At 38.6% G+C, this 18,187-nt stretch carries 16 protein-coding genes and 1 other RNA gene; 8 read left to right on the forward strand and 9 right to left on the reverse strand.

Translation table 11 applies throughout. From position 1 onward, the window contains the following. Positions 1–106: 106 nt before the first annotated feature. Positions 107–433 carry a hypothetical protein gene (locus tag LCM02_RS11620; protein ID WP_224929923.1) on the reverse strand — a complete coding sequence of 109 codons (327 nt, stop codon included), beginning with the start codon at positions 431–433 and terminating at the stop codon, positions 107–109. 202 nt (positions 434–635) lie between these two features. Here LCM02_RS11620 and LCM02_RS11625 point away from each other — a divergent pair, with 202 nt between their 5' ends. From LCM02_RS11625 to LCM02_RS11640, 4 genes are all read left to right on the forward strand, one after another. Beyond that, complete coding sequence (locus LCM02_RS11625; protein ID WP_224929926.1) at positions 636–980, forward strand: hypothetical protein; 345 nt, start codon at positions 636–638, stop codon at positions 978–980. Positions 981–1,078: 98 nt separating this feature from the next. Further along, entirely contained in the window at positions 1,079–1,996 is a 918-nt protein-coding gene (locus LCM02_RS11630; protein ID WP_224929929.1) for an HIT domain-containing protein, read from the forward strand. A gap of 230 nt (positions 1,997–2,226) precedes the next feature. Next, the gene (locus tag LCM02_RS11635; RefSeq protein ID WP_224929932.1) at positions 2,227–3,021 is read left to right on the forward strand and encodes a thymidylate synthase family protein; all 795 of its coding nucleotides are present in this window, start codon (positions 2,227–2,229) and stop codon (positions 3,019–3,021) included. Further along, positions 3,018–3,701 (forward strand): hypothetical protein, encoded by a 684-nt coding sequence (locus LCM02_RS11640; RefSeq protein WP_224929935.1) that lies wholly within the window; start codon positions 3,018–3,020, stop codon positions 3,699–3,701. Before LCM02_RS11635 ends, LCM02_RS11640 begins: the two co-directional genes overlap by 4 nt. Positions 3,702–3,785: 84 nt before the next feature. Here LCM02_RS11640 and ssrA read toward each other — a convergent pair. Then, positions 3,786–4,180, reverse strand: a transfer-messenger RNA (tmRNA) gene (ssrA, locus tag LCM02_RS11645). Between the two features lie 149 nt (positions 4,181–4,329). Between ssrA and LCM02_RS11650 the strand changes: the two genes are divergently transcribed. Next, the gene (locus LCM02_RS11650; RefSeq protein ID WP_224929939.1) at positions 4,330–5,532 is read left to right on the forward strand and encodes an NAD(P)-dependent oxidoreductase; all 1,203 of its coding nucleotides are present in this window, start codon (positions 4,330–4,332) and stop codon (positions 5,530–5,532) included. A gap of 8 nt (positions 5,533–5,540) precedes the next feature. Here LCM02_RS11650 and LCM02_RS11655 read toward each other — a convergent pair whose 3' ends face one another. Further along, the gene (locus LCM02_RS11655; RefSeq protein WP_224929942.1) at positions 5,541–6,053 is read right to left on the reverse strand and encodes a hypothetical protein; all 513 of its coding nucleotides are present in this window, start codon (positions 6,051–6,053) and stop codon (positions 5,541–5,543) included. Positions 6,054–6,304: 251 nt separating this feature from the next. Between LCM02_RS11655 and LCM02_RS11660 the strand changes: the two genes are divergently transcribed. After that, positions 6,305–8,851, forward strand: a complete 2,547-nt coding sequence (locus tag LCM02_RS11660) for an adenosylcobalamin-dependent ribonucleoside-diphosphate reductase (protein WP_224929945.1) — start codon at positions 6,305–6,307, stop codon at positions 8,849–8,851. 23 nt (positions 8,852–8,874) lie between these two features. On the opposite strand, the gene porT is transcribed toward LCM02_RS11660, so the two are convergent. Both porT and ubiE read right to left on the reverse strand, forming a co-directional pair. Next, positions 8,875–9,672, reverse strand: a complete 798-nt coding sequence (gene porT / locus LCM02_RS11665) for a type IX secretion/gliding motility protein PorT/SprT (RefSeq protein WP_224929948.1) — start codon at positions 9,670–9,672, stop codon at positions 8,875–8,877. Positions 9,673–9,675: 3 nt separating this feature from the next. Continuing rightward, positions 9,676–10,404 carry a bifunctional demethylmenaquinone methyltransferase/2-methoxy-6-polyprenyl-1,4-benzoquinol methylase UbiE gene (ubiE, locus tag LCM02_RS11670; RefSeq protein WP_224929953.1) on the reverse strand — a complete coding sequence of 243 codons (729 nt, stop codon included), beginning with the start codon at positions 10,402–10,404 and terminating at the stop codon, positions 9,676–9,678. Between the two features lie 147 nt (positions 10,405–10,551). On the opposite strand from ubiE, the gene queA reads away from it, so the two are divergent. After that, positions 10,552–11,601 (forward strand): tRNA preQ1(34) S-adenosylmethionine ribosyltransferase-isomerase QueA, encoded by a 1,050-nt coding sequence (gene queA / locus LCM02_RS11675; protein ID WP_224929956.1) that lies wholly within the window; start codon positions 10,552–10,554, stop codon positions 11,599–11,601. Positions 11,602–11,670: 69 nt separating this feature from the next. Further along, complete coding sequence (rlmN, locus tag LCM02_RS11680; RefSeq protein WP_224929959.1) at positions 11,671–12,714, forward strand: 23S rRNA (adenine(2503)-C(2))-methyltransferase RlmN; 1,044 nt, start codon at positions 11,671–11,673, stop codon at positions 12,712–12,714. Here rlmN and LCM02_RS11685 read toward each other — a convergent pair. The 4 genes from LCM02_RS11685 to LCM02_RS11700 form a co-directional block, all read right to left on the reverse strand. Next, complete coding sequence (locus LCM02_RS11685; RefSeq protein WP_224929962.1) at positions 12,711–13,475, reverse strand: exodeoxyribonuclease III; 765 nt, start codon at positions 13,473–13,475, stop codon at positions 12,711–12,713. The genes rlmN and LCM02_RS11685 overlap by 4 nt on opposite strands. A 75-nt stretch (positions 13,476–13,550) precedes the next feature. Then, positions 13,551–15,362: an AMP-binding protein gene (locus LCM02_RS11690; protein ID WP_224929965.1), complete on the reverse strand. Its 1,812-nt coding sequence runs from the start codon at positions 15,360–15,362 to the stop codon at positions 13,551–13,553. 4 nt (positions 15,363–15,366) lie between these two features. Then, on the reverse strand, positions 15,367–17,670 hold the full coding sequence (locus tag LCM02_RS11695; RefSeq protein WP_224929968.1) for a penicillin-binding protein 1A: 2,304 nt from the start codon (positions 17,668–17,670) through the stop codon (positions 15,367–15,369). After that, positions 17,670–18,185: a gliding motility lipoprotein GldH gene (locus LCM02_RS11700; protein ID WP_224929971.1), complete on the reverse strand. Its 516-nt coding sequence runs from the start codon at positions 18,183–18,185 to the stop codon at positions 17,670–17,672. The genes LCM02_RS11695 and LCM02_RS11700 overlap by 1 nt, the downstream gene beginning before the upstream one ends. Between the last annotated feature and the right edge of the window lie 2 nt (positions 18,186–18,187).

Below are 18,187 nucleotides of genomic sequence, written 5' to 3' on the forward strand. Positions count from 1 at the left end.
ATTTAGTCACAGTCAGCAACACCTTATTAAATTTAGATTCAACCAAAAGAATATGGCTTGTTAATAATCCTCTTGAAAAGAATCATTAGTAAGGGTTTTAAAAGAGTTATACTTCTTTTATAATTGGAGTCAACTCTTCTTTTAGACTATTAAATTCTTCTTTTGACATCATTTCCAAATCAACTAAGTCTTTAGCTTCTTTTAATTTGGCAATGGCTTCTTGTCTGGGGGTTGAATCTAACTCAACCTTTAAAGTTTCTGTGTTCAATGGTTTAGAAGCAATAACTATCAGAAGTCCAATTAATGGGCTAAGAAGGGTAGACACGATAAAAGCACCCCAAAAACCAATTTCTTTCTTCTGACCTAGAAAAGCCACAATAAATGTGAAGAATAAATAAAATAATAATATTGGTAGAATAAATACTGCCATCATCTCCATAGCTTTTTTTTTCGTAAAAAATAATTCTTTAAAGAATCGAGAGTTTCAAATGAATTGTTAAACTCCTTTTTTATGCAGACAAATAAAATAATTTTCATCAATTCTAACAACTTTTTTATATAACCTCACCAGGGTAAATTTCAGTAGGTTGATAATACTTTTGAATTAGATGTATCGAATTTTATATCTTCGAATCATGGATATAAAACTTATAAAATGCCCGCATTGTAACTTCACAATGAAGGAACCAACACTTGTCCAAGGAAAACATGTAATAGTGGGTCATGATTGTAACGGATTCAAGGTTCCAAATAGACAGGTAGGTGATGATTCTCCAATAGAGAAATTGACCAAAGTTGTCACAAAAGACAGTTCTCAAAGAACTATTGAAAAGCTTAGTGACAGGCAATTGATAGAGTTACAAACTCAAACTTTGATCGAAATTTCAAAAAACACCTCTAAGACTCAATCGATAATTAATTTCTTCTTTTGGATTTATATTATAGGGTTGCTATTCTGGATAATTTCAATATTTATCTAATGTTTGGCTTTATGCCTAAATTTTAATTGGACCAAATGAATGATTTAAAAACCTTTATTCGAGACAAGATGAGAATGTCTCATATCTATCAACCAGTAATGATTAAGACACTTCTGGAAGAAACGGGAGAGGCTGATAAAACAACTATCGCAAAGAAAATACTTGAATATGACTTTTCCCAAGTAGAGTATTATGAGAATGTAACTAATGTCATGGTAGGCAAAGTTTTAAGAAATCATGATATTGTTGAGAAGCAAAAGAATCTCTATTCTTTGAAATCATATGATCAATTGAGTGAAACTGATGTCCAAGAACTTATTGGTTTGTGCAATGAGAAAATTGATCGTTATATTGAAAACAGAGGTAAAAAGATTTGGGAACATCGCAGAAGAAATAGAAGACCAGTACCTGGATCGATCAGATACAAAGTGTTAAAACGAGCAAAGGGAAGGTGTGAACTATGTGGTATCTCTAAAGATGAAAAAGCAATTGAGGTTGACCATATAGTGCCCAAGAACCAAGGTGGTGAAGATTCAATAAATAATTATCAAGTTCTTTGTTACTCTTGCAATGCCAATAAGAGAGATACGGATGATACAGACTTTAGAAACCTTAATGACCAGTTTTCTAAAAGAAAAAAGGGATGTATTTTTTGTGACTATCCAGAATCGAGAGTGATATTAGAGAATAATTTGGCAATTGCCATTAAAGACAAATATCCAGTTACTGAACTTCACTCTCTAATAATTCCTAAAAGACATTGTGATTCGTACTTTGATTTGTCACACGCAGAATTGAATGCGATAAACCAATTACTCAAGGGACTAAAAAGTCAACTTGAAAATAAGGATGACACAATAGAGGGGTTTAATGTAGGCATTAACAATGGGGAGGTTTCGGGGCAAACCATTAGTCATTGTCATGTTCATTTGATGCCGAGAAGGGAAGGGGATGTTGATAATCCAATTGGGGGTGTAAGGAATGTAATTGTAGGGAAAGGGGATTATAAGATATAAATCTTGCTATGAATTTAGTAATATAAATACCTAGAATGTGCATACCCATTTCGAATCTTAAAATTGTCAGATAGGCTCTTTTTTAATCAAGAAAATTTGCTCCACAGACAAATAGAATGCTATTCCTAATATTATTCGAATTAGTCAAATGAAATTAAGTTTAAAACTCTTAATTTTAGGAAAATATTTACTACTTGACTGTAGTTCTCTGAATAATAAAAATAAAAATTATGGCGATATTGTTAAATGCGGATAATGAATTGGACGCATTTTATTTACTCCTTAATCATATCAAGTCAAAAGGCTTTAAAAGTAATAGATATCTAGAGGTTTCAAATTGTCTACTTTCTATTAATTATGATAGAAATAGATTTGATGATTTTATTCTTTTTAAGGAGAGATATTTTTCAAGTGTGGGTGAAACGGCCAATATTTCCTGGAAAAGAGCAATCAGAGTTTACACAACATATTCAGATAGGATTACAAAACCAAGTTACTTGAAAAGATTAAGAAATTATAAGGAATTGTATAATGACGAGATTATTGAAGTAGATCAAATTGAGAATATTATTTATGAACTATCAATGAAACCTGGTTACAGTTTATTGACTTTCTCAATTTTTAGACCAATTGATTTGGTAAAAAAGCAAAGACCAGGATACGTTCCATGCCCAGTTGTTGGTGATTTTAAATTTCGAAAAGGAGAGCTTCAATTAAATGTGTTTTTTAGATCACATGATGCATTAAATTTTTGTTATCCTGACATTTATTTTTTGCGAAAATTACAAAAGTATGTTCTATATGAATCTCAAAAGGTTACAGAAAACAAGACGCTTTTAAAAGGTAAAGTAGGAAGTCTTAATTTGCACTTTTCTAGAGTATTTTTACCGTTAAGGATGGAGATGAAAAAAGGAGTATATGTAAATGGGAAAGAGGTTGAAGGAATAATAAATAGGTTAAAACGAAATTTACTTACTTCTATTCGTAATTCTAATGAAAGTTTTAAAGAGATAGAGAAAGCATGAATACATATTTTGAATCGGAAAAAAGTCAATTTAAAGAGAGTGAAGACACAATCATTGATCTTAAAAACTTGTCTGAAGACGAAATATCTAATATTCAGGAAAGGTTATATAAGATGATTGATTATTCATCATCTCTCCATGAAAGATATGATCGTCAAAGAAATGGATTACTGCAAATAGGGTTAACATTGATTGCGGCTTCATCAGGAATTGGAACAATTGTTCATAATATTTCAATTGATTCGTCAGTGCTGACAAATTCATTTTTATGGGTATTCATATCAGTATTGTTTCTTACAGGATTGATAATTTTAATTAATTTCGCTCGAAAAATTGAATTGAATCATCCTTATCGGAAGGTTGCGGATATAAGAAGTTGGTATTTTAAATATAATTTTCCTAAAGTATTTTCTGACCGACTGAAAGGGGATATTTCAGATCAAAAAACTCAAGTAAAAGAAGTAAATGATGCTTACGGTGATTTTTTATCAAGATGGATGGAATATGCTAATGAAAAAGACAGATTTGTTAAGGAGGATCTACAACAGGTTTTTATTTTGCAATTATTACAGAGATTTAAATTTCAACAAGTAAAGTCAATGAAATTGATATTAGTATATGGGTTAATTGTCGGGTCTATATTTCTAGCTTTAACTCTTATAGCGTATTTCTTTTCTTAAAACTCAAACAACAATACGAAAATCGTACATTATTAAACAAAAAAAATCACAACTATTTGTTATACAAACAATTGTGATTTATTCTAGTGGAGATGGAGGGACTCGAACCCTCGTCCAAACAAGCAACTAAAATACTTTCTACATGCTTAGTTTTTATTTGATTGTAGACCTAAAGCCGACTAAAAACCACCTACTTTAAGCTTAGTTTCTTTAGTTTCGAAAGACCAGCGAAACAATGATCCTTCTAGGTTTACTTTTACGATGCCTCTAATCAGAACGCCGTATACCAGGGCTTTCAAGAGACATTTAGCTTTTCCGCCTTGCGGAACGAGGCTCTATCCTACTGTGATTCAGATTAAGCAGCTAAAGCGTAATTATCTTCGCCGTTTAAATGTTTGAAATCGATTTTTACGAGTACTATTTCATGGCTCGACATGCTTATATTCTAACTGATCTCGCTGTCAAAACCAGTCATCCCCATATTGTAAAGAACATTCGAAGAGCAAATGTATAAAATTCAACTTGAATGTTTGTGCATTTGTACAATTCAAAATACCTTAGCGCAAAGACTGTTCCAAATGATTAATTCAGGAAATTTTGTCAGGTTTAATGTAAAAAATTCAATTCAATGAAGTTTGGTATTATCAAAGAAAGAAAGGACCCGCCTGATAAGCGTGTTGTGCTTACCCCAAATGCTTGCGTAACGCTAAAGAAAACATATCCAGACCTTGAAATTATCGTTGAAAAAAGTGAAAACAGAACTTTTTCAGATCAGGAATATGAGGAAAAAGGCATCCAGGTGCTTGACGATGTGAGTTCTGCAGATGTTTTGTTAGGTGTAAAAGAGGTGCCGATAGAAGCTTTGATCCCGAATAAGAAATATTTCTTTTTTTCGCATACGATTAAAGAGCAGCCTTATAACAGGGATCTGTTAAGGGCTATTTTGGAAAAGAATATTGAATTGCACGACCATGAGGTCATTACCGATAAGAATGAAATCAGGCTTGTGGCTTTTGGTCGCTATGCCGGAATCGTAGGGGCCTATAACGGGATTCGGACCTTTGGCTTAAAGCAAAAAAGCTTTGAACTTCCCAAAGCTCAGGAATTAAAGGATCAGGCCGAATTAATTGAGGAATTGAAAAAAATTGCTCTCCCCAATATTAAGATCGTACTGACCGGAAAGGGCAGGGTCAGTAACGGGGCAAAAGAAATGGTGGACGGAATGGGCATCAAAGAAGTGTCTGTTAAGGCCTATTTAAACGATTCATTTGACGAAGCGGTTTATTGTCAGATTGATGTCCTTGATTATAATAAGAGAAAAGACGGAAGGGTCATTGACATGTATGATTTCTTTGATCACCCCGAGGATTACGAAAGTGATTTTATGCGATTTGCAAAAGTAAGCGATGTCTATATCGCAGGGCATTTTTATGCGTCAGGGGCTCCTTATATCTTTACTCGTGAAGATGCTAAATCAGAGGATTTTAAGATACGTGTTGTTGCTGATATTAGCTGCGATATTGACGGCCCTGTGGCTTCCACCATCCGGCCCTCAACCATTGCCGATCCTGTATATGGATATGACAGGATTGAAGAAAAGGAAACATCCTATTCAGATCCTGAGGCCATTGCAGTTATGGCTGTGGATAATCTGCCAAATGAGTTGCCCAGAGATGCTTCCAGAGGCTTTAGTGAAGGATTTGTGACACATGTGATCCCGGCTTTTTTTAATGGTGACAAGGATGGAATACTGGAGCGTTCCGCGATGACAAAAAAGGGTAAATTAACTGACAGGTTTAGCTATCTTGAAGGATACGTTCAAGGAGAATAAATGTAAGATCAGGATAGTTCCGGTTGTCGTTTTGATTTTCTTAGCAGGATTAACCCAAATGCAATGGGTAAAATTCCGAAGCCTGTATAAATAAATAGCCAGTTCAGTTTTGGCAGGAAAAAAGAAACCACACCTAACAGAATCAAAAGAAGGGCCATATACATAAGCTTGCTGCTTACAAATCGATTCAGGTTGATCAGTATGAGCCCAAAAAGGCCCAGAGCTATGGGAACAATGATGTGACTCAGATTTAGCTTTAATAAAAGAAAAAGAATGATCCAGGACATGAATGCAGGGATCAGAAAGTTGAACCTTTTTTTAAACCCTACCGGATCGGTACTTCTTTTTACAAGAATCGATATGGTGATAAGGGTGATCAAAAAAGCAAAGAAGGCCCAGCCAAAAATGAGCAATTCAAATAAATCAATGGGTAAGACATTCAGGCCGAATTCACCAAAATAATAATTCGAGAACAATTGCCTGGCCACAAAGGTTGCTGCCAAACCATAAATGCCTGTCAAAATAAACAATTTAGGACGGTAATTCATAAGGCTTCATTCACCCCAAAAAAATAATAAAATATTTTTAATTTTATAATGAGAAAAATCGTGTTCTCATGATTTTCATCGTAAATCGCCGCGCAGCAAGACTTTTAAAAAGTTAAAAAAATGTTAACCGCCAATTGTTAATAATTAATAAAAGACCATTTATTTTGATCTTTCTTTTGTGCTAATTTTAGGTCGCGTTTCTAATTAAAAATACATTTAAAATTATGGTGGAAGAAAAAGTTACAAAGGGGAATTACACTTATGAAGAGGTTCTAAATAGCTCATTATCATACTTTAACGGTGATGAACTTGCTGCAACTACATGGATTAATAAATATGCGTTAAAGAAAAGTGATGGTACCTTTTTGGAGCGAACACCAGATGATATGCATCGCAGAATGGCCAGGGAATTTGGCCGAATAGAAGCGAAATACAATAAGCAAAAAAAGAAGCTTGAAGGCTTATCCCTGTACGGACAAAAAAGGAAAAAATCAACCGAAGAATTCATCTATAACCTATTCAAAGATTTTAAATATGTCATCCCTCAGGGGAGTGTCATGTTCGGGCTTGGTAACAAAGAAATCATAGCATCCTTATCCAATTGTGTGGTTATCCCACCCGTTTACGATTCCTATGGAGGAATTTTCTATACGGATCAGCAAATGGCTCAGCTTTTTAAAAGAAGATGTGGCGTTGGGGTGGACCTTTCAGAGTTAAGGCCGAAAGATTCAAAAGTATCCAATGCGGCAGGAACAACCACAGGAGCCGTTTCCTTTATGAATCGTTTTTCAGCTACAACACGTGAAGTTGCTCAAAACGGTAGAAGAGGGGCACTAATGCTTACCATGGATATCGCCCATCCTGATATAGAGGATTTTATTACCATAAAACAAGACCTTACCAAAGTTACCGGAGCAAATATTTCTGTGAGACTTTCTGATGAGTTTATGAAGGCCGTTGAGAATGAGGAAACTTTTACTTTAAGATGGCCCATTGAATCAAAAACTCCAAAATACACCAAAGAAGTTGATGCTCAGCAGTTGTGGAAGACCATTATAAAAAGTGCTCATAACACGGCTGAACCCGGATTGATCTTCTGGGACAGACAGCACCACTATTCAACTTCATCGCTTTATCCAGGTTTTAAGAATTCATCTACAAATCCATGCTCGGAAATTGCCATGCAGGGTGGTGACAGCTGCAGGTTGATCGCAGTTAACCTTTATAATTTTGTTGAAAACCCATTTACGGAAAAAGCAAAATTCGATCATAAAAAATTCTATCAGGTGGTTTATGAATCGCAGCGATTAATGGACGACCTTGTAGATCTTGAATTGGAATCTGTTGAAAAAATACTTCAGAAAATAGAAGGAGATCCTGAGCCTGATACAATTAAGCAAAACGAGATCGAGACCTGGAAGCTATTGCAGGAAACAGGAAGAAAGGGAAGAAGGACAGGATTGGGCTTTACGGCGCTTGCGGACGCTATGGCAGCACTTGGTTTGAAGTTTGACTCCTCTGAAGCCATTGAAGAAGTGGATCAGATCATGAGAAGCAAGATGACGGCTGAGTTTGACAGCAGTATTGATATGGCCATTGAAAGAGGGCAATTTGAAGTTTTCAACCGAAACATTGAAGACACCTCTGAATTCGTTCAGATGCTCAAAGAAGAATTTCCGGACCTCTATACAAGAATGATGGATCACGGTAGAAGAAATATTTCAATAAGCACCGTGGCTCCAACGGGTTCATTAAGTATGCTGGCCCAGGTATCCTCAGGTATTGAGCCCGTGTTTATGACTTCCTACAAAAGAAGAAGAAAGATCAATCAAGACGATAAAAATGCCAAAGTTGATTTTGTGGATGATCTCGGCGATGCTTTTGAGGAGTTCACAGTATACCACAAGAAACTTGAGGAGTGGATGAAGGTCACAGGGGAGACGGATGAGCGCAAAAGCCCTTATGCCGGAGCAACAGCACCGGAAATCGACTGGGAAAAGCGTGTTGAACTTCAGGCTTTGGTACAAAAGTATACGACACACTCCATCAGTTCGACCATTAATCTTCCTACGGATGTTTCTCAGGAACTTGTAGGAGATATTTATATGGAATCCTGGAAGCAGGGATTAAAAGGGATCACCGTTTACAGAGACGGATCGAGGAGTGGAATTCTTGTTGCCGATGATAAAAAAGAGGAAGAAGACACAGCCTATGAAAAAGAGGTACAGTTCAAGAAAAGGCCGAAGAAAATAGAAGCAGACATCGTACGGTTCCACAATGAATCTGAAAAGTGGCTGGCTGTTGTAGGTTTGATCGATGAAAGGCCTTATGAGATATTTACGGGTAAAATGAAGGATGCCTTTAATGTGCCTCAATGGCTCGAGAGAGGATGGGTCATCAAGAACCGTGATGAAAATGGGGATGCGCGATATGATTTCCAGTATATGGACAGAGAGGGATATAAAATTACCATTGAAGGGTTATCCAGATCGTTCGATAAGGAATTCTGGAACTATGCCAAACTGATCTCTGGTATCCTACGCCATAAAATGCCAATGCCTTACGTGGTTGATCTGATTCAGAATCTTAACATGTATGACGATCACATCAATACCTGGAAAAACGGTGTGGCCCGAGCCTTAAAAAGATATGTCAAAGACGGTACCGCTGCCGTTGACAAAAAATGCGGTGAATGCGGTGATCCGGAAGGTATCATCTATTCTGAAGGTTGCTTAAAATGCGTAAGCTGCGGTCATTCAAAATGCGGATAAACTCGAAATTTGCAGATTGAAAATTATTCAAAGGTCAGGTTCAGATAGATTCCTCTTGTTCCAAGAAAATCTATAGGGCCTGTCCATGGGCTTGAGTACTGGGGATAATCAATAGGGTTGTCATCATTGACCAGTTCATTGCTCATGGCAAACACGCCCCTGATGGAAGGAGTAAACTTAAAGAAGTACATATAAAAATCAACTCCAAATCCAATTTCATACATAAAATTATGTTGGGTCATTCTGAATTCCCTTTCAAAATTGTCTTTACCGTTCTTTTCGTTGCTTGAGAAATTATAATCATAAGAGACCCCTCCAATAATATAGGGTCGGATATTGTTTAATCTGTTGGTACTTAATTTAAGTAATAAAGGCAGGTGCAAATAGGTTCCTGCAACTTCACGCACCACGTCATCGGTGGAATTCGCATAAATAGGCACCCCGTTTGGAGCCGCATCAAGATTCGGATCTATAAAGGTGATGGTCTTTGCATTTGACATCAGCCCTGGCTCAAACCGGAGGTTGATATTGTTATGGATCCGATAGTCGACCACAAAGCCTATGTTAAAGCCCAAAGAGGCATCTACAGAGACAAACATATCCTGTTCCAAGGAAGGTGGACTAACTGGTGAATTTGGGTCAAAACCGCTTTGGTCAAAATAACTGACCTCAAAACTGTTTTTGTTGATCCCAAGGTAATAGCCAAAGTGAATGGTCCTTTTATCAAAGTTTGGCAGGTATTCAATTCTTTCCTTTTGCGCATAAGCAAATGGAACAATCAGAAAAAAAAGAAGACTTACAAATATGAATTGCCTGTTCATGTTTTATTTAATTGCGTGATATATGGTTGCCACCCCCAATGTCTGAGGGTATATCTTAGAACTATTAAACCCTGTTTTTAACAATATATTGTTGAACTTTTCTCCAAATGGAAATGCAGCAGCTGATTCAGGTAAATAGTTGTAGGCATTTTTATCTTTAGAGAATAATTTTCCCACACTTGGGATGATATATTTTGAATAGAACTTGAATCCCTGCTTTACAGGGAATTTGGTTGGTTGAGAGGTCTCAAGCACGGTAAACGAACCTCCTGGTTTCAATACACGATGAATTTCTTTAAGGCCCAGCTCGAGGTTCTCAAAGTTCCTGACTCCGAAAGCGACCGTAATGGCATCAAAAGTTTCATCCTTAAAAGGCAGATTCTCAGAATCACCAATGACCATGTCTATCGTGCCTTCAAGGCCTTCGTCTTTCACTTTTTGTTTTCCGATGTCAAGCATACCCGGTGAAATATCCAGCCCCACAACTTCCTCAATGCCTTTTTGGGCCATCATAATGACCAAATCACCTGTCCCGGTTGCTATGTCCAGTACCTTTTTTGCATTTCCGGATTGCACAAGCGCTACAACTTTTTTTCTCCAGCTGACATCAATTCCAAAGGTCAATACCCGATTAAGGAAGTCATAATTAGACGAAACCTTATCGAACATTTCAGTTACCTGCTGCTTTTTCCCAAGTTCAGAACCCTTGTATGGAGTCACGTTTTTTGACATCGCAAAATTTTGGGTAAAGATAGGCATTCGTCAAAACAATTTGTAAGAAGGGTCTAAAAATCCAATTTAATTCCTAAAACACTTGACAAGGGCCTGTTTGAGATTGTATATTTGCAAGCATTTTAACGAAAAAAACGTAACAGAACTATGAAATTATCGAATTTCAATTATGATTTACCCGAAGGCTTATTAGCCGAATACCCCTCTGAACACAGAGATGAGGCTAAGTTGATGGTGTTGAACAGAAAGGAAAATACTATTGAGCACAGGCATTTCAAAGATTTGGTTGATTATTTTGACGAAGGAGATATCCTGGTCTTTAATAATACTAAGGTATTTCCGGCAAGATTATACGGAAACAAGGAAAAAACAGGTGCTCGTATCGAGGTGTTTCTTTTAAGGGAATTAAATGCTGAAAGCAGGTTATGGGACGTTCTTGTTGATCCCGCAAGAAAGATCAGGATCGGTAATAAGTTATTTTTTGGAGAAGACAGCGGCCTGGTTGCCGAAGTAATTGACAATACAACTTCCAGAGGTAGAACACTTCGTTTTTTGTATGACGGAACCTATGAGGAATTCCGCAAGAAATTGAACGAAATGGGCCAGACGCCATTGCCAAAATACATCAAACGTGATGTAGAACCTTCAGATGAGGAACGTTACCAGACTATTTATGCTAAACACGAAGGGGCGGTTGCTGCGCCAACTGCGGGATTGCACTTTTCCAAGCACTTGTTGAAAAGGCTTGAGATCAAAGGTGTAGACCTAAAAGAATTGACTCTTCATGTTGGGTTGGGAACTTTTAACCCGGTTGAAGTTGAAGATTTATCCAAACACAGAATGGATTCTGAAGAAGTATTTATTCCTGAATCTACAGCTGATGCAGTGAATAAAGCCATTGACAATAAAAAGCGAATCTGTGCAGTAGGAACTACGGTAATGAGATCTATGGAGAGCTCGGTATCGGCAGATTCTCACCTAAAACCATTTGAGGGCTGGACCAATAAGTTCATTTTTCCTCCTTATGACTTTAGCATTGCAAATTGTATGATTACCAATTTCCATACACCGAAATCAACCTTGATGATGATGACTTCGGCGTTTGCAGGACACGATTTGTTGAAAAAGGCGTACCAGGAGGCTATAGACAATGAATACAAGTTCTATTCCTATGGTGATGCCATGCTGATCATTTAATTATAGTAGACAAAGATTTGACGTCCGAATACCTTTGAACGTTGGTTTTCGGACGTTTTTTTATACAATATGGCTGAGAAAACCGACATAAGGGCATTAAGTAAAGAAGCCTTGAGAGACTTTTTTGTTGAACATGAAATGAAAGCCTTTCGTGGCAATCAGGTTTATGAGTGGCTATGGAACAAAGGGGCTCATGATTTTGAGTCGATGACCAATATCTCGAAGGATACCCGAAATTTTCTCAATGAACATTTTGTGATCAATCACATCCAGGTGGATGATATGCAGCAGTCAACCGACGGGACCATCAAAAATGCGGTTCGATTGCACGACGGGCTCGTGGTGGAATCCGTTTTTATACCAACACCTACCCGAACCACGGCCTGCGTATCAAGCCAGGTGGGCTGCAGTTTGAATTGTACTTTTTGCGCAACCGCTCGTTTGAAAAAGATGCGAAACCTGAACCCGGATGAAATTTATGATCAGGTTGTGGCTATTGATCGTCAGAGTCGGCTGTATAAGGGGCATAAATTGAATAATATAGTTTTTATGGGGATGGGAGAGCCGCTTCTTAATTATAAGAATGTCCTGAAGTCCATTGATATGATCACCTCGGAAGAGGGGTTGGGAATGTCTCCGCGAAGGATCACTCTATCCACGGTAGGGCTGCATAAAATGATCAAAAAGCTTGCCGATGATGAGGTAAAATTCAATCTGGCAGTTTCCCTTCACTCGGCTATTGATGAGGTGCGTTCTGAAATGATGCCGATCAACGATAAGTCAAACCTCGCAGACCTTTTAGATTCACTACAGTACTGGTATGCGAAAACCAAACGTGTGATTACCTTTGAATATGTGGTATGGAAGGGAATCAATGATAAAAAGAAAGATATTGATGCCTTGGTGGCTTATTGCAAGAAGGTTCCTTCAAAGGTGAACCTTATTGAATACAATGCCATTGAAGAAGATGGTTTTGTTCAGGCCGATCCTGCGGCAATTGCCTATTACCAAAGAGAATTGGAAAGGAACAATATCACCGTCAATATAAGACACAGCCGAGGTAAGGACATTGATGCTGCCTGCGGACAGCTCGCCAATAAATCAGCAGTTTAAAATTTCAGTTCTACCCCGATAGGACAGTGGTCACTGTGCTTTGCTTCTGGTAATATAAAGGCCCTTTCGATATTCGATTCCAAAGGAGCACTGGCCATACAATAATCGATCCTCCAGCCCTTATTATTATTTCTGGCATTCGCCCTGTAACTCCACCAGCTGTAATTATGAGGTTCTTTGTTGAGATGCCTGAAGGTGTCTATAAAACCGCTGTTGATGAAATCGCCGATCCATTTTCTTTCAACGGGCAGGAACCCCGAGGTATTTTTATTTTGCTTTGGATTGTGAATGTCAATGGCTTCATGGCAGATGTTATAATCGCCGCAAATTAACAAATTAGGCAGGCTCTGTTTCAGTTCATTTACATATTCCTGAAATTCCGCCATATACCTTAGCTTAAAATCAAGTCGTGCATCATTGGTCCCGGAAGGGAGGTACAAGCTCATCACTGAAAAATGGTCAAAATCCAATCGTAGGTTTCGGCCTTCAAAATCCATGCTTTCAATACCCGTTCCGTATTCCACATGATTTGGCCTTTGTTTAGAAAGTACTGCAACCCCGCTATAGCCTTTTTTTTCAGCGGAGAACCAGTAATGAAAAGGATAACCAAGATCTTCAAACAGGTTCAATTCAAGCTGTTCCTTATGGGCCTTTGTTTCCTGAATACAGATCACATCGGGATCGGCGGCACTTAACCAATCCAAAAAACCTTTTTTCATTGCGGCTCTTATACCATTAACATTATAAGATAAAACTTTCATAGGAGGCTATTTATTCGTGGCAAATATCGCAAAAAAAGTTACACATGAACAGGAGAGTTTTGATCAAATCGGAAATTACTGCTGTAACATGTCCCGCAACTTACGACGCATGACCTTGCCAGAAGCAGTTCTCGGTAAGGCTTCAATTTCGATGAGTCCTTCAGCTTTAAACAGAGGATTCAAACGTTCCCTGATAATGTTTCGAACCGTTTTTAATTTTTCATCCTGATCAATTTCATTGTCCTTACTTACGATATAGACAAAAAGTTGGCCGGGCCCTCCTTTTGGGGGTGAAACGGCAATAGCTGCGCTCTCTTTAACAAAGTCCAGCAAGTTGACGACCTCCTCAATCTGGATAGAGCTTACCTTAATGCCTCCCAGATTCATAGCGTCATCAGCACGTCCCTGGGCTTTGTAATATCCGTTAGGAAGACGTTCAAGCTGGTCACCATGTCTTCTAAGAACCTGGCCCTTAAAACTTGGATTGCCCTCAAAATACACCTCATGATGGTCCCGGTTAAGCAATGATTGGGACAGGCCTAATACGGGTGGAATTATAAACATTTCGCCACGATCCGTTTCATTTCCTTCATCATTCAAAAGGACAAATTCCCCACCGAGAGCCTGAGAAGTAAAAGTACTTGCTATATTGGGTTGAACCACCGTACTGGTCACATAACCTCCTCCGATTTCCGTACCTCCACAGTATTCTATAACAGGTTTATTGTTTCCGAGCCGCATCAGATATTCCATTTCATCCGGATTCGAAGCTTCCCCTGTAGAACTGAAGCATTTGATCGAGTTCCAGTCAAATGAATCCATGGTCCCGGTGTTTTTCCAGTGCCTTACGATACTCGGAACAACACCCAGCATGGTTACCCTGGCATTCTGAACAAATTCACCAAATCCTTCTCCCATAGGAGCTCCGTAATACAAAGCAATGGATGCTTTATTGATCAGGCCGGCAAAAATGAGCCAGGGGCCCATCATCCAGCCAAGGTTGGTTGGCCAGCATACTACATCATTTTCCTGAATGTTATGATGATAATAACCGTCAGAAGCGCATTTAATGGGAACCGTATTTGTCCATGGTATCGCCTTTGGTTCACCGGTTGTGCCGGACGAAAACAAAACGGTAATCATATCCTCCGGGCCCAATATGACCGTTTCAAATTCATCCTTTTCAGACAAAAAATCTTCAAAGAACATATCTCCTTGCCGTAAGGAACATTCAGATGACCCACCTTTCACAACAACAGCCATCGAGGCATTGGCCTTGATCACTTTATCATACAGGGGAAGGGTTTTTCCGGCTCTGTAGATGAAATCTTGTGTAAAAATCAATTTTGGCCTGGTGATCTTTAAACGTACTTTAATTTCATTCGAAGTAAAGCTGTCCGCAATAGTTACTACAGGACAACCTGCTTTGATTGCCGCCAGATAGATAGCAACAGCCTCATAGGTCATTGGCATGTCAATGGCGATCCGATCCCCCGGAAGGAGTCCGTTTTCTTTTAAGCTATTGGAGATTCTGTTTACATACCTTTCGAGCTCCAGCTGAGTTACCTGATGCAGGCCGCCTTTTTCATTTTGATATACAAGTGCAATCGCATCTTCGTCACGTTGAAAACAGGAGTCAATTATGTTAAATTTTGACCCCTTCAGCCAGCTGGCATTTTCGACCCCGTCTGAAATTTCAAGTACCGAGTCAAATTTTCGTATAAAGTTGATGTCAAGATTGGCAATGGTTTGTTCCCAGAAATTACTTTTGTTTTGAACCGACCAATTCCATAAATTTTGGTAAGAATCAAGTTTATTTTTCAACATCATTTTATAGATGTTGCTGCCTTTTAATACCTCATCATTTGGATACCAGTGCGCAGTCATAATTTTAGAAATCTATTTCTTCATCAGGGTCAGGTAGCTTTTCGCCTTCAATTTTCTCTTTTTCATCCTCACTTTGTACCTTATCACAATCTACATTGATGGTCAGTTCTTCAGGTTTTTCAAATTCTTCTTTACTGATATTCAGATCTTCTTCAGCATAATTTCTCTGCATATACAAGGCCCAGATTGGCAACGCCATTGAGGCTCCCTGGCCCCTTGCGATATCCACAAAATGAACCGATCTGTCTTCAGCTCCAACCCATACTCCTGTGGATAGATTCGGAACCAGTCCGATAAACCATCCGTCCGATTGATTTTGCGTGGTTCCGGTTTTACCGGCAATTGGGTTCTCAAATTTATAAGGGTATCCGGTGGCCACGTTATCAGGGTAATTCCCTCCTGTGGTTCTAAGCCGGATTCCGGACCCGTATTTAGTAACGCCTTCCATCAGATTGATGGTTGTATAGGCAATGCTTTCGCTAAGAACCTCTTTGGTCTCGGGTGTGAATTCTTCCAAAATCGTCCCGTTTTTGTCCTCGATACGAAGTATCATCATCGGTTTTACATACATTCCCTTATTGGCAAATGTATTTAAGGCACCTACCATTTCATACAGGCTCAGGTCAACCGTTCCCAATGCCACAGAGGGCACCGCGGGAATTTCTGTTTCAACTCCAAGGTTCTTTGCCATTTTCACCACGTTTTGAGGCGTGGTCTGATCGATCAGATTTGCTGAAATAACGTTGATAGAATTAGCAAGTGCATTTTTAAGGGACCTCAAACCTCCATACTCTTCACCAGAATTTTTTGGGGTCCAGTCTTCGTCAAGATGGTACTTCCCTGCAGGGATGGTATAAGGTGTATTCGGGTATTCATCACAGGGAGACAAACCGAGCTGATTGATCGCCGTCGCATAAACAAACGGTTTAAACGTTGACCCAACCTGACGTTTACCTTGTTTAACATGGTCGTACTGGAAATGCTTGTAATCTATTCCCCCAACCCAGGCTTTAACATGGCCTGTTGTAGGATCAGTCGATAATAAACCTGCCTGCAGAATGAACTTATTATATCGAATGGAATCATAGGGGGTCATTACCGTATCAATGTCTCCCTTCCACGAAAATATCCTCATTGGAGTTTTTTCATAAAATGAGGCCTTGATTTCTTCTTCCGAGGCTCCATTTCGTTTCATTTTACGCCATCGATCACTTCTTTTCATCGCCGCCAGCATAGTACTTTCAATTTGCTCAGGTTCCAGATCATAAAAAGGGGCCGTACTGTTCTTTTTCTGTTGTTTGAAGAAAACTCTTTGCAAATTGGCAAGGTGTTCTTTCATGGCTTCTTCCGCATTCTTCTGCATTCGGGAGTCAAGAGTAACATAAATTTTCAGACCGTCTCTGTAAATATTATAACTTTCTCCATTGGTTTTTGGATGGTCCTTGATCCATTTTTTCATAAAATCACGGACATATTCCCTGAAGTACGTTGCCGTTCCGTCACTGTGGCCTTCAAGATTGATATCAAGTTCCAAAGGAAGCTGTTGAAGTGAATCTTTTTCGGCTTCAGTAATGAATTCATTTCGAAGCATCTGGCCAAAGACCACATTCCTTCTTTGCTTTACCATTTCAGGCCTTCGCATCGGATTGTATAAAGATGAATTCTTCAACATTCCTACCAGCATTGCAGATTCTTCTATCGCCAGCTCATTAGGCTCTTTTCCGAAATGGATTCGACTGGCAGATCTTATTCCAACAGCATTATGGCCAAAATCGTATTTGTTGAAATACATGGTGATGATCTCATTCTTGGTATATTGTTTTTCCAGCCTAATGGCAATAACCCACTCTTTTACTTTCTGAATCAGTCTTTTCGCAATGTTCCCCGAAGCTTTTTTGGTAAAAAGCATTTTAGCCAGCTGCTGCGTGATGGTACTGGCCCCTCCGTCTCTTCCAAACTTTGCAGCTGCTCTTGCCGTTCCCTGAAAATCAATTCCTGAATGATCATAATATCTTTCATCTTCAGTGGCAACCAGTGCCTTAATTAAGTTATCCGGCAGTTCACTGTATTTTACCGGGGTCCGGTTTTCCCGATAGTATTTTCCAAGAGTCTCACCATCAATGGAAATTACCTCTGTGGCAAGGTTATTTTCAGGGTTTTCAAGCTCCTCAAAGGTTGGCAGCTTTCCAAAAACATTTAATCCTGCAAGCAAAAAAACGATAAATAAAAGCAGGAGTCCGCCAATGAATATTTTCCATATCCATTTTGTAAACTTACTGGCACCTGTATTTTGACTTTTCTCAGCCATCAATTCAATTTTTCAATTTGTAATCCAACATCTGTAATTCCATTAAGGTGGGTCAGGCCATCAATGTCTCTTGTCCTTCGCATGGCCTGCTGTACTGAAACATTGTAATCCCCTGTCATGGAAAACGTAACATTGGTTTTATATTCAAGTTTATTCTCTTTGATATCTGTCATGCCACTTCCCAGAAACCTGCCATCGGGTGTTGTCATTTCATATTCTAAAGTATCAACGATTTGATAGTTGTTGGGGAATTTAATTCCAACAATCAGAAACAGATTGCTAAATTCATACTCTTTGTTATTACGAAGGGTAACATAAAGATTATTTTTCGAGATTGTATCAGTTGAGCTGACCTTGAAATTTATAATGGAATCTTTGTGCCAGGCTCCTTTTTCTATCGGAACATATTGATTGTATACCAGGTTGTTCGAGCAGGATACAAAGGACACAACAAAAAACAAAGCCAAAATAATTTGGGTGAGACCTTTTTCACTTTTCTTCAATTCAATTCTCATTC

Source organism: Lutimonas saemankumensis, from assembly GCF_020171465.1.
GTDB lineage: Bacteria > Bacteroidota > Bacteroidia > Flavobacteriales > Flavobacteriaceae > Lutimonas > Lutimonas saemankumensis.

Bases quoted from the DNA above. Each gene is read 5' to 3' on its own strand.
- ubiE (WP_224929953.1), bottom strand. From the start codon at position 10,404: ATGTCAAAAAACGTGACTCCATACAAGGGTTCTGAACTTGGGAAAAAG.
- queA (WP_224929956.1), top strand. From the start codon at position 10,552: ATGAAATTATCGAATTTCAATTATGATTTACCCGAAGGCTTATTAGCC.
- LCM02_RS11700 (WP_224929971.1), bottom strand. From the start codon at position 18,185: ATGAGAATTGAATTGAAGAAAAGTGAAAAAGGTCTCACCCAAATTATT.
- LCM02_RS11635 (WP_224929932.1), top strand. From the start codon at position 2,227: ATGGCGATATTGTTAAATGCGGATAATGAATTGGACGCATTTTATTTA.
- LCM02_RS11685 (WP_224929962.1), bottom strand. From the start codon at position 13,475: ATGAAAGTTTTATCTTATAATGTTAATGGTATAAGAGCCGCAATGAAA.
- LCM02_RS11695 (WP_224929968.1), bottom strand. From the start codon at position 17,670: ATGGCTGAGAAAAGTCAAAATACAGGTGCCAGTAAGTTTACAAAATGG.
- LCM02_RS11640 (WP_224929935.1), top strand. From the start codon at position 3,018: ATGAATACATATTTTGAATCGGAAAAAAGTCAATTTAAAGAGAGTGAA.
- porT (WP_224929948.1), bottom strand. From the start codon at position 9,672: ATGAACAGGCAATTCATATTTGTAAGTCTTCTTTTTTTTCTGATTGTT.
- LCM02_RS11630 (WP_224929929.1), top strand. From the start codon at position 1,079: ATGATTAAGACACTTCTGGAAGAAACGGGAGAGGCTGATAAAACAACT.
- rlmN (WP_224929959.1), top strand. From the start codon at position 11,671: ATGGCTGAGAAAACCGACATAAGGGCATTAAGTAAAGAAGCCTTGAGA.
- LCM02_RS11650 (WP_224929939.1), top strand. From the start codon at position 4,330: ATGAAGTTTGGTATTATCAAAGAAAGAAAGGACCCGCCTGATAAGCGT.
- LCM02_RS11660 (WP_224929945.1), top strand. From the start codon at position 6,305: ATGGTGGAAGAAAAAGTTACAAAGGGGAATTACACTTATGAAGAGGTT.
- LCM02_RS11620 (WP_224929923.1), bottom strand. From the start codon at position 433: ATGATGGCAGTATTTATTCTACCAATATTATTATTTTATTTATTCTTC.
- LCM02_RS11625 (WP_224929926.1), top strand. From the start codon at position 636: ATGGATATAAAACTTATAAAATGCCCGCATTGTAACTTCACAATGAAG.
- LCM02_RS11690 (WP_224929965.1), bottom strand. From the start codon at position 15,362: ATGACTGCGCACTGGTATCCAAATGATGAGGTATTAAAAGGCAGCAAC.